The organism is Endozoicomonas sp. SESOKO1, from assembly GCF_024606265.1.
In the GTDB taxonomy this organism is placed as follows: Bacteria; Pseudomonadota; Gammaproteobacteria; order Pseudomonadales; family Endozoicomonadaceae; genus Endozoicomonas.
On the sequence record NZ_JAHHPP010000227.1, the window covers coordinates 1 to 12969 of the forward strand.

At 52.7% G+C, this 12969-nt stretch carries 6 protein-coding genes; 5 read left to right on the plus strand and 1 reads right to left on the minus strand.

Going from position 1 to position 12969, the window contains the following annotated elements; genetic code table 11:
- The 3 genes from KDK13_RS10265 to KDK13_RS10275 form a co-directional block, all read left to right on the plus strand.
- A partial coding sequence (locus KDK13_RS10265) for a hypothetical protein (RefSeq protein WP_257284885.1) occupies positions 1-2191 on the plus strand: 2191 nt, incomplete at its 5' end.
- Between the two features lie 33 nt (positions 2192-2224).
- Positions 2225-5818: a hypothetical protein gene (locus tag KDK13_RS10270; RefSeq protein ID WP_257284886.1), complete on the plus strand. Its 3594-nt coding sequence runs from the start codon at positions 2225-2227 to the stop codon at positions 5816-5818.
- 166 nt (positions 5819-5984) lie between these two features.
- Positions 5985-7439, plus strand: a complete 1455-nt coding sequence (locus tag KDK13_RS10275; RefSeq protein WP_257284887.1) for a hypothetical protein — start codon at positions 5985-5987, stop codon at positions 7437-7439.
- Between the two features lie 16 nt (positions 7440-7455).
- On the opposite strand, the gene chrA is transcribed toward KDK13_RS10275, so the two are convergent.
- Positions 7456-8598, minus strand: coding sequence for a chromate efflux transporter (chrA, locus tag KDK13_RS10280; RefSeq protein WP_257284888.1), 1143 nt, complete (start codon positions 8596-8598; stop codon positions 7456-7458).
- Between the two features lie 453 nt (positions 8599-9051).
- Here chrA and KDK13_RS10285 point away from each other — a divergent pair, with 453 nt between their 5' ends.
- Positions 9052-10884, plus strand: coding sequence for an ABC transporter transmembrane domain-containing protein (locus KDK13_RS10285; RefSeq protein ID WP_257284889.1), 1833 nt, complete (start codon positions 9052-9054; stop codon positions 10882-10884).
- Between the two features lie 11 nt (positions 10885-10895).
- On the plus strand, positions 10896-12725 hold the full coding sequence (locus tag KDK13_RS10290; protein WP_257284890.1) for an ABC transporter ATP-binding protein: 1830 nt from the start codon (positions 10896-10898) through the stop codon (positions 12723-12725).
- The last annotated feature ends 244 nt before the right edge of the window (positions 12726-12969 follow it).

The window sequence follows — 12969 nt, forward strand, 5'->3', positions numbered from 1 at the left end:
CAGTACCGAGTTCCTGAATATTTATAAATATGCTCACCGGTTTATGAAGTCTCTGGACTCCGTTGCAACCAGTGAAAATAACCGTCACACCGCCCAATCCACCATCAGCGGCAAGGTCATTTCCGAGTTCCGGGCAATGTATGCCACGTTCAGTGATATACGACTGCAGATGCTGTCAGTCCTGGGCTATACCAACCAACAGCCGCTGGACCATGCCACCATCAAAAAACTGGCGTCTGGTATCTATGCCCGGCCCGCCACAGCCTCCTTGAATACAGCCCATCTGCTCAAGGCCATAGAGCAGCAAACACAGTCGACCAACCCTGGTGGCTTTGATCGTTTTATGGCGGAACTGAGCGAGTTTCTGCTGAGCGCTGGGTCCGCGGAAAAAGCGGAAAAAGCAGAAGAGCTGAACAGTGATATCATGGCGCGGCAAAACAGGCTCCACAACCGTCAGTTATTAACCAGTATTTTGCAACAGGAGCAGGCGCTGTTGTTTGAGAATATCCGGCAACAGCCCGATATAAACCCTGCCAGGGAACTGGAGAGTGACTCCGTTCCAACGCCCCCATCCCATGGCATGCCCCGTGTCCAGCCTGACCCGGGCAAGACCAGCGCACCATTGGCCATCGCCAGCCCCCCCGGTGATACCGGCAAAAACGCCATAACACCGGCAAACTATCCGGTCACCGACACCCTGACACTGGCCAACCTGGTGGCCGCAAAAATCAGCGATCGCCCCATACATCACACCACGGCCCCACAAACCACGGATAAGCCCGCCTCCCCGCTTGACCAGTCACCGGGCATGAAGTTGCTGACTGGCAGCCAGACACTGGCCGGACAGTTGCGGGAAGAGCTTTCGGCCCTGGCCAATGATCTGGCCACCCCGGGCAAACAAGTCAGTACACAGTGGGACCAGGACGATCTGATTAATCTGGCCATTGTCCAGACCCTGCCAAAAGCATCTACCGGCAAGGTAACGGAAACCTTTCTGTTAAACGTTCTCACCTCAACGTCAGTGGGCATACAACACCAGCAGCCTGACCATCTATTCCGTGCCGACGGTTCCCTGCGCGGCACCAGCCAGGACTCCGGTACACCACTTTTCCGTGATCCTTCAACGGGCAAGACCGTCGACCATGGAGCAACACGGCAACTGGCAAAAATCATGTTACAGGCCATGGCCAGAAGCCGACTGGCTGATCAGGCAGAGAACAACGATATACCACAGCATCTGTCCAACAAAATCATTGACCAGGCAACACAACTGCACAGTCGCCAGCCTCAGAAGTTTGTCGCTCGACTAAGCCAATGGCTCGGGCTGGAGCAGGGTTCACAGGCCAGCGCCAGGGCCTCACTGACCACCCGTCTTGAGCAACGACTGTCGTCCAGCCAGAGTGTCGGCATCACACCACCAACCGACCTGCCACTGGTCAACGGCCTGGTCTTGGGTCGTTACCATAAAACCCAGTCCCGCTTTATGAATCTGCCACCGGCCAGGCAACTGGAGCTGCTGGAGACTCTGGCCAGCCAACCTGACTATCTGGGTCTGAACCATTTTGCTGAACCATTAGCCCGGTTGGAGGCCGATTTCGCCATAGCGAGAGAGACACCATCGGCTATCCCGGCAGACCCGGATCAGCCTTCGGACAGGGAGCCCACCGACTGGCAAACTTTCCAGCTTAACCAGCGAGCCTGGAAACTGTTTACCCATCTGCATAACGCCCGGTTTGAGGCACCGGCAGAGGCCATCAGCCGGATCAAAACCGCTGCACTGATCCAGCGCAAGGGTATTGAGCCAGACCCGGATGAGGCCCAGCGCCTCAATCAGCTGGTGATAACACTGCTGCCGGTGCGCACCAGTGCCAGTGACCGGGCCCAACTGATCGATACCGGGGGCAAAGCGCTGCCGGGGCCAGTCAAATTGCACCAGTTCGGCCGACAACGCATTACCGAAATTCTCAACAGCTACGCAACCATCAAATCGCTGGTCAGTAGGCAATTCCAGCAAGTATTCGGGGATCAGATCAACGACGCCCAGTTGCAGGAGGAATTGATCGCCCAGATAACAAGGACCAGTTTGCAGGAACTCAAGGGCAAAACCACCGCTCAGTGGCAACAGGCAGTTACGCGGCAAATGATCAGGGAATTTGCCGACTTCCGTAACGACCCGGCTGAAGCCAGCTGAACAATCAGTCAATCAAGTTCAGGGTTAATCACTATGAATCATCCAGTCCCATCAACGACATCTGCCTATCAACCTGCGGCGACCTTTACCCGTGTTGACAGTGCCTCCGGTCAACCCGCAAAAGGCAAATTCAAGTCCCGGCAGATAGCGTCCAGCTCACAGGCGCAGCAATTGATCAGGAGTGAAGAAAAGTTGTTCCAGTTGCGCAAACAGCTCAGTCTGCTGGAGAACAGATTTTCTGCCTGTCTAAACCAGCAGGCACCTGCATCAGCTGGGCAAAACAGTCAGCGGCCGGAAACCTACACCACCATAACCCCTGTCAAGGCGTCGTCTACCTTGCAGGTACCACAGACTTCCGCCATCAGCTCCGGCACCGCCATCACGCCATCAGCTACTCAACTGTCAGGCAGCTCAATGGCAGTTACCACGACCACTGGTAACGTCACCATTGCCCCGTTATCGCAGTCCGCTACTGATAAACAGCTATCAACCATCACCCAGTCTTTCACCAACAGCACCAAAGGCATCACCCGGCTGTTCGATGAGGGAATGGCGGCAACCCGCAACCAGACACTGACACAAATCCAGCAATTACCCACGGCTGATCAACAGCAACACAGCATTCAGAAACGGGTCGCGCTGGGTGACGGACTCAACCGCTTCAAGGGACAGTTCAGCGACCACTTTCTTGATATTTTTCAATTAGCCCATAATGCCAGCCAGTCGATACGCTCAATAACAACGGATGATGACCGGTCAATGCTGTCAGCCAGTGCCGGAGTTGCCAGTACACTGATCTCCAGCTTTCAGAATATGTACACGGCGATGGAGAATCTTCGCCTGCAGCTGTTTGTTGACGCCAACTATATCGACAGTAAATGGCTTACCGGGGAAGACAGCAGGCAACCGGAGGCAATTGACAACCAGGGCAGGAATGCCCTGGCTGGAGACAGTCTGGCCAAAGCCATCAAACAACAACTGCCTTCAGAGTCACCAGACAGCTTCGACCGTTTTATGGTGGACATGGGCCTGTTACTGGAAAGTCAGGACAAAATCCGGCAGTTGCACCAGGCAGAGTCGGCAACCTCCAACCCAGTGGTTCGCCAGCAGGAACAGCTGTGGGCAGCAGCCATGAAGTTTACCCGGGCCGAGATCAGCCGGACGCTGGTTGCCGATCCGGACAGGGTCCACAATGAACAGCTGTTGACTGATATTCTGCAGCGGGAAAAAGGGCTGTTTATTGACGGCCTCCAGCAAATCCACCTGAATCACAAAGGTCGGCTCGCCGGTGAAATCACCCATGCAGAGGCTGGCCAGGATGTACTCTTTCTGCCATCGACCTTCCTGGATGTTATTCGCGACCCGGATGGCTACCGCACAGGCCATTCCAAAAAGCCCGTCCCGGGACTGGTATCCTCAGCCAGGCAAAGCCACCGGCCAATGGCACTTCAACCCGGCAACACCACGGCCAGCCTTGAGCAGCCTGACACAGGCCATCAAGCCACCGGGGATGCCGCCTCCCCCCACCACACCGGGAATTATCAATTGTCCGCTACCGCCATCAAGCAGTTCGCGGACAAGGCCCAACACAGTCGGTCACGATTCAACCAGGGCATCGCCGGGGCCTACCAACAGGCACTGGTACGTATGCACCAATTGACAGGCCCGGACACAAACCCCGGCAGTATTAAGAAACGCATCATTCTGGGTGATGCCCTGAACCGGCTTAACCACCTGTTCAGCGAAAGTTTTCGTCGTATTTTCCAGTCTGGCGACCAGTCCATGACCACCCTGTCGTCACTGTCCGGTAAGGACACTCAGCCAATCATTACCGGCAAAGCCCTTATCCGTGCCCAGTTGACCGATACATTTACCAACATGTACGCCACCCTTAACGATGTTCGTCTACAGCTGTTTTATGATGCTGGCTACAGCGATAAGCAGACACTGAACGCAGAGGATATACGACAGCTGGCATCTGGAACCGATGATCGCACGGGCAGAAAACCATCCGCTTCAACCCATCTGCTCAAGGTGCTGTTGCAACAGCCGGTGGCACCAGAACCTGACGACTTTGACCTGTTTATTACCGACCTCACGCTGTCGCTGGAAGGCCGGGATGAACGCAGTCAATTGCAACAGGCAGAAACAGAGTCGGGTACCGAAAGTCCGGTGCTACAGGCGCGGGAAAACCTCTGGTCAGCGGCCATGAATACCACTTCCGGCCAGCAGGTCAATGGTGATCTGACGGGTGACCTGCCGGGCAAATCAGACAATCGTCCGTTACTGGACACGGTGTTGCGCCAGGAGAAAGCGCTGTTCATTGATGACCTGCAAAAAGCTTATCTGCGCAAACATGATCATCCTGCCGATGAAGTCGCCCCGAGTGAAGCCGGCCAGAATGTACTTTATCTGCCTTCTACGTTTATGGATGTGATCAAAGATCCGGATGGCTATCGTGCAGCGCTGCCAAACCCGGTCAATCCGCTGCCAAACCCGGTCAATCCGCTGCCAGCAACAGTCAGCCAGAGCCACCCAAGAAAGCGCCGGGATCTCTCCGGGCAGCCCACCATTTCAGGGGCAAGCCACTCAGGGGCAAGCCAGCACAAGGGTATGCTGGCAGGCGCTCTGCAAACGCTGGGCCAGCTGGCTGGCTATCTGAATCCACTGTCATTGCCGGGCAGCGCAACGCCGGGAATTTCCGGCAATCTCCATCAGCAGCCCATCCTGACACCGGCTGACTACCCCGTTGCCGGCACACTGGTGCTGGCCAATCTGCTGGCCGCCAAAGTCAGTGGCCGCCCGGTATCACCTCAGCGCCCGGGGGCTTCGGCAGATAACAGACAGAGCGCCATGTTGATTGGACAAGGACTGAATACCTCAAGCCTGCCAACAGGGACCATTCCACTGATCAAAGAGCTGGCCAGCGGCAACTATGATAAAGCCCAGTCCGGCTTTATGAAACGGCCACTGTCTGAACAGCTGGAACTGCTGGCGTCACTGGACGAACAGCCGGATCACCTGGGCCTGGATTCTTGTTCCGGATCGCTGCGCCAATTACAGGCCGATGCCCAGAACCTGGCCGCCGCCAATGCTGGTGAAAATGCACCCCGGACACCCGACTGGCAAAGCTTCAGGCTGAGTCAGCGAGCCTGGCAACTGTTTACCCGACTGTACGACACCCGGGTGGAAGCGTTTGGTGAAGCGGTCAACCGGCAGCAACTTACCGAACGGATTACCCGCGAAGGGATTGAGCCAAACCAGGACGACGCTCACTATCTCGGTCAATTGGTGGCGCAACTGCTGCCGAACCGGACCAGCGCCAGCGAACAGGCCAGCCTGTTCACAACCGGCGCAGAAACAATACCGACAGTGACCGGGTTGCACCGTTTTACGCACCAGGGCATTACCGACATCCTCAGCAGCTATCGCACGATCAAGTCGCTGGTCAGCGAACAATTCCCACAGGTGTTTGGCACCACTGTCGATGACCCCCAACTGCAAAGTGAGTTGATCGCCCAGATAGCACGAACCAGCCTGCAGGAATTACGGGGCAAAACCACAGCTGATGGCTGGCAACAGGTGGTCAGGGACAATATGCTGGCAGAGTTCGAGGAATGGCTTTGAGCCAGCCCATGACCGGCATGGCCGGTCATGGGACTTGATATGAAATCAAAAAAACAGGGAAAAATAGAATTAAAATACTATCCTGTTATTCATCCGTTAATTCAAAAAAACAACGAAATGAAATTCTATGCTTGCACCCACGCAATACCTCCAAACCTCAGGCACAATGCCATCCACATTACTTTCACCAGAGAATTATGACCAGGTTGACAAATCAAAAACCGAAAAACAAACTCAATATGACTGGGCAAAAACACTGTCGAAGCCCATTTTCCAAAGATTCATAAAACAAGCACAGACAACACGATTTATCGCCATGGATTTATTACCATGGGATAAGCCATTAAAAGAAATCAGTGAAATTTTAACTGTATGGGATGCCATTAAAAAGCACATTCCATTCACTCCGGAAGAAAAAATCATCGCTTTGGATGTGGGGTCTGGTCCATCACCAAGACTGGGGGCATGGATAGCTTTAAATACTGACTGGCAGGTACTGTCCATTGACCCGGTACTGGAAACACCAAAAGCCATCATGCCTGACAACCTGACACTGATCGCCAGGCCCGTTGAAGCGATAAATCTATCGGCAAAATATGATCTGTCGGAATATCATGTCGTTGTTTTAATGATTCACGCCCATGTTTCAACAGATCAGGCATGCCTACCTGTAGAGACTTGTAAACGGCTCTCATTGATCACCATTCCATGCTGCAACTTTGGCCCCAGACAAAACGACATTCATGGCGTTCCCTTTGATGTTGAATTTGAAGCCAGCGATATGTTATCCGTCCATAGCACAGTTCGGATATGGTGCTCCAAACCATACCCTCTCATCACGACGCCAACACTTCAGGAGGATAAATGTAATGCTGGAAAAAAGATGAAGATACCTCTGGCTCAGCTATACCTGGGAAAAAAAATTCAGCACATAAAAACCAATGCTGACAATGTATATACTCAATATGCCAGTACCATTAGCCATATTGATCAATTTATTAATTACTGGCAAATATCACTCAGTTGTCCCCGACACCCAGTTTCTGAAGATGTATATAACAGAAACTGGCTATTCAAAAAAAGTAATATGGTTTGCTGGCTATCACGCGCCATTCATATTGAAGGCATTACAAAAGAAATTTTGTCTGATAAACATTCTGACAGTAAGAGCAAAGAGAGTATATCAGTCGTTATTGTCGAGGCAGGAAGACATCCCCGCTTTGGAGCATGGCTTTCCAGCAAACTGAAAAAAGAAATGATATCTATATGCAAACCTTCTAATAGCAAGCAACTGTCACATCACTGGCAGGAGGGTGTTAATCTTGAGATATGCAGTTTTGAAGATCTTGATATACCGAATAAAAACTGCCTGGTGATCGTTGTCAGTGACGAGTTTACACCGGATGAAGTTGTGCCTTTCTTTAACCAGGCAAATAGACTTTCAATGATTTTTAATACCAGCTACCCATGCCATCGTCGTGGACAGATCAGGCCAGATGAAAGCCGACTGATTTGGGATGTCATCTCTCCCCTCAGAAGGTTTCATATCTGGCATTCAATGCCTTTACCAATGGCCTGTCAGGCAGACCATCCTGTTTTAAACGGGAATTTGCACATGTAAAAACACATTCAGTGGTTTAAAGGAGCAACACACCAACGCCAATAAACATCACCACCAGCCAGAAAACAGAAAGTTTCATTGCACGAAGCAGGAAACCGCCAATGAGAACCAGTGCCATTTCCATGGCCGAATGCACAGCAGACACAAATACCGGTGAGTAAAGTGCAGAGAGTAGCAGCCCGACAACGGAAGCATTAATACCGGCAACCGCCCCGGCAATGCGGGCCCGCCCAGCCAGGGCCTGCCAGGCAGGAAGCACACCGATCACCAGCAGAAAACCGGGCAGGAAAATAGCCAGCGTCGCGGCAATGGCTCCAAGAACCGGAGTCAACCCGGAAGCAAAGTAACCCAGATAGGTAGCCAGGGTAAACATCGGGCCTGGTACTGCCTGGGCTGCGGCATAGCCAGTCAGAAAAGTATCGGTACTGATCACGCCTTCCGTTGTACTCTGCAGCAATGGCAGAACGACATGACCACCACCAAACACCATACTGCCAGCCTGATAGAAGTCACTGATCACCCGAGCCATTGGCGAATAGTCTGCAATCAGCGGCAGGCCAAACAATAAAATGGCAAAGAGAATAAGTGGCCAGAAAACAAAACGGCACCTGTCCTGACGGTCTTCATTACCCGGTAACCAGCGATAACCAATCAGGGCCGCCGCGACCAGAATAGCCATCTGGACCAATACGCCAGGAAACACCAGTAACAGGGCAGCACTGAAAACACACAGACTAATAGTCAGCTGACTTTTACAGAAAGACCGGAACATCTGCACAGTGGCATCGGCCACCACAACAACGGCCAGCAGTTTCAAACCGGCAATAACCCCCTGATACCAGTCAGCAGACAGAAACAGCTGACTGCTCATGGCTACCGCCAGCAGAATCGCAGAGGAAGGTAAGGTAAAACCAGCAAACGCGGCAATGCCGCCCGGCAATCCTGCCTTCCGATACCCCAGGGCAAAGCCGATCTGGCTGGAGCCGGGTCCCGGCAGGAACTGACTGAGGGCAATCAGTTGCGAATACTCAGCATCCGTTAACCACTGCCGCTGCTCAACGAACGTATTTCGAAAATAGCCGATATGGGCCGCCGGGCCGCCAAAGCTGGTCCAGCCCAGCTGGAAAAACGACCAGAAAATAGTGAATAATTTAGCCACAGGCAAAATACCAAAAGCTGGTAATGAACAGTTGTTGTTTATTATTGATCATATTAATTGATCACCATCAATATGATCAATATTCCCGCCGGCCCCGAACCTCTCTGGACTGCGGGAATAAAGCGCTGCAATGGAAACAGGCTGGTAGTCAGCCTGTCCATTTCCCTTTATATCGATGAATCCAGGAAAAATAAGAAGAGACATTCGGTAATCACTTCGTTGACGGTGAGAATCATTTTCAGTTCAATGGCCTGTCATAAATTAGCACAATAGAACCAACTTTAATTCATCGCGCTTTCTACCTCATCACGGCATTGCCGGATGAGTCAGATCACTGGCTTAAGATCCACCGATCAGTACGCCAATACCTTCCTGAACAGGCAGTCAGAGCAGGCGATCCAGAAAGTGATGTGAAAGTGCTAAACGCCCGGATTTCACGCAAAAGGCCGTTCATTGAAACTACTCTGGAAACTACGGTTTATCCTGAAAGACTACTGGCAGCAATACCTGCTGGCCTTTATCTGTCTGCAGATTGTCTCTGCCCTGAACCTGCTGCCACCCTGGCTGATTGGCCAGGTAATTGACGGCATAAAAGACAGCAGCCTTACTAACCATGAACTGGCCGGTTATGTTGCCGCAATAGCAGTCACTGGCCTGGTGGTCTATGGTTTTCGTTATGTCTGGAGATCTCAACTTTACGGTGCCTCCATTGAGCTGATCCGTCAGCAGCGCAGCCGGTTGTTCGCCCATTTTACCCAGCTCACTCCGGAGTTTTACCAGCGCCACACCACCGGAGACCTGATGGCCCATGCCACCAATGACCTCAATGCGGTTGAGGAGAGCGTGGGTGTCGGAATCATGACCCTGGTGGACTCCCTGATCGCCGGCCTTACCGTTCTGTTCGCCATGGTGTTCCTGGTCAGTGGTCAACTGACCCTGCTGGCCATGTTGCCTTTCCCGGTGCTGGTCTGGGTGACCAAACGCTACGGTGTGGCATTGTACTCACGCTTTGGTCGATCCCAGGCCGCCTTTTCCAGCCTGAACGAAGAAACCCGTGAGTCCATCACCGGTATCCGTGCAGTCAAGGCACACCAGCTGGCCGAACGACAAACCCGGCGCTTTGAACAACTCTCCATGGAATCGGTGGCTGCAAACACCAGCGTTGCCAGGGTTGACGCCCTGTTTGGCCCGAGTATCAGCCTGTTTTTCGGTCTCTCTTTTGTCCTGGCCCTGGTTGGCGGTGCCTGGCTGATCAGCCATGGTCAGCTGACGGTCGGCCTGTTAACCAGTTTCACGCTCTACCTGGGCCAGATGCTGGGTCCCATGCTGCAGTTTGGCTGGCAGTTCAATGTCTTCCAGCGCGGCAGTGCTTCCTGGGGGCGCCTGGAAAAACTGTTGTCCCGCCAGCCTAAAGTGAGTAACTCTCCGGGGGCTCAACAGGCTCCAGACGACACAAGTCTTTCGATAGATATCCGGTCATTTGCTTATGATGCGGCTTCTGACCAGAAGCCAGTACTGCAGGGCATCTCTACCGAGATACCAGCGGGCGCATTCATCGGGATTACCGGTCGTACGGGCAGCGGTAAAAGTACCCTGCTACGGCTGATTCTTCGTGAATTTGATCTGCCAGAGGGGTCCTCCATCCAAATGGGCAATATTCCGCTGCCACAGCTGACCGTGGAATCCCTGCGGAAAAAACTGGCCTGGGTCCCCCAGGAGCCCATGTTATTTTCCGGCACCATCACCGACAACATTCGCTTCTGTGCACCGGATGCCAGTCCGGAAACCGTCGAGAAAGCCGCAAAACTGGCGGCTATCGATAAGGAGATCATGGACTTCAAGGATGGCTACAACACTCTGCTGGGTGAGAACGGCATTAACCTGTCCGGTGGCCAGAAACAGCGTCTGGCCCTGGCCAGGGCACTGCTGGCTGATGCTGAAATATTGTTGTTGGACGATGCTTTCAGCGCCCTGGATATGAAAACCGAAGCCCGTATTCTGAAGAACCTGATGGCCATGAAGGGCAGGAAAACCATTATTCTGGTCACTCAGCGACTCCCCGAGCTGATCACTGCTGACCATATTCTGGTGCTGGATCGTGGCCGCATTATTGAGCAGGGCAGCCATGATCAACTGCTCTCTAAAGGTAAAAACGCCACCGACCAGCCTGAAGAGAATACGACTGAACACTGGTATGCAAAAATCTTCCAACAGCAGGCGAGAACTCTGCTGCAACCCCTGGAAGTGAAGCCCGATGCCGTGATCAAACGGTCCGATGTTGCCTGAGGAATAATGCAGTGATCGAAAAAGACGAGAAACAAACATCAGGCTACCGGGGACTGGCCAGGCTGATTCGTTATGCAAAGCCTTATCAGTGGCAGTTTCTGGGTGCCTTTCTGATCCTGCTGCTGGCCACCAGCCTGGAAATGCTGGCGCCGTGGCTGATGAAGATCATTCTGGATGAACACATCGCCCCCGGCGTAAATGATGTAATGGGTCTTGCCATCATGGGCTCTGCCCTCTTTGGTACCTATCTGGGTTCAGCTATTTTGCAGTACCTGCAGAATGTGACGTTTCAGGAGAATGCCCTGAAGGCAGTTCATGACATCCGACGCATGTTGTTCGCCCATGTGCTGAAGCTGCCCATGCGCTATTTTGACAGTGAACCAACCGGCCGTCTCGTGTCCCGCATCACCAATGATTCAGAAGTGCTGCGCCAGATGTTTGTGGGCGTTATTCCGGCCATTCTGCAGGCCTTTTTCCGGGTTGTGGGCATCTTTATTGCCATGGCTCTGCTGGATATCCATCTGATGTTGATGACGACACTGCTGATTCCCGTCATGCTGCTGGCCATTCATTTCTACCAGAAAATCAGCCACCCGGTGATTCACGGAGTACGCAGTCAGCTGGCCAACATCAATAGCCGTGTCAACGAGTCCCTGAATGGTATGCGCATCATCCAGGCCATGGGACAGGAGGCGCACCTGCAACAGCAGTTTGACAGGGACAATGAGCAGTGGAGCCAGCTCAAGCGTAAGAACATCAATATCGACAGCCTGCTGCTGATGCCTTTCACCCATCTGCTTAATGGTATTGCCCTGGCGGTTGTGGTGGGCTGGTTTGGCTACCAGTCCGGTTTTTCCCTGGTCGAAGTGGGCACGCTGTACGCCTTTATCAATTACCTTGGACGATTCTTTGAACCTTTCCGGCAGATCACCATGCAGATGAGCAGCCTGCAGCAGTCTCTGGTTGCCTCGGAAAGACTGTTCCAGGTGTTGAACGAAGAGACAGAAGACACTAAGCATGGCCAGAACAATGGCCAGAGCAAGAGCCCGGAGATCCAACATGGCAGACTGGAATTTAATAACGTAACACTGTCTTATGACTCGAAAAATCTGGCACTGGATAATGTCAGCTTCACCGTCGAGCCGGGTCAGTTTGTTGCCATTGTGGGCCACAGTGGCAGTGGCAAGAGCTCGGTGATCAACCTGCTGATGCGTTTCTACCATCATCAGGAAGGCCAGATTCTGATTGATAACCAGCCCTTGTCCACGCTCAAGGAAGACACATTGCGCCAGGGTTTAGGCCTGGTATTCCAGGAGCCTTATATTTTCAGTGGAACAATGGCTGAGAATATCAGTCTGAACCATCAGAAAATCACCGATGAGCACGTTCAGGCCGCCGCTATAAAAGTGCATGCCGATCCATTTATCCGGAGCCTGGATGAAGGTTATGAGCACAAACCCGGCCCCGGAGGAAAAGCACTGTCCACTGGTGAAAGACAGCTGCTGTCGTTTGCCAGAACCATTGCCCAGAATCCAAAAATTCTGCTACTGGATGAAGCTACCGCCAATATCGATGGTGAGACTGAACACCATATCAAAGAGGCACTGATTACTTTGCGGGAAAACCGGACCACCATTGCCGTGGCTCACCGTCTCTCAACGATTCAGGATGCTGACCAGATTCTGGTGATGGATAAAGGAAAGATTGTACAGCGTGGAACCCATGAGCAACTGCTGCAGCAGGAAGGGCACTATCGCGACCTTTACCTGGCACAGCAGACTGAAGAGCAGCTGGGCACAACTCAACAGTCTGACCTGATGATGACCGCAGTCAGTGCCTGATAACACAGCAAAAGATGGGCAGTGATAAGGCTGCCTCGGAAACAGAAAGTCCCTCAACGCCCACTTGAGGGCATTCTCAATTAGTAGTGCCCTTTAGTAATAATGGGCCTGCAAAATGCACGACAGAAGTTTGAACGGCCATTTTTTTACGGGCAAAAAAAAGCCCATCAATGATGATGGGCTTTTCTGATATGGCGCGCTCGGGAGGATTCGAACCTCCGACCGCCTGGTTCGTAGCCAGGTA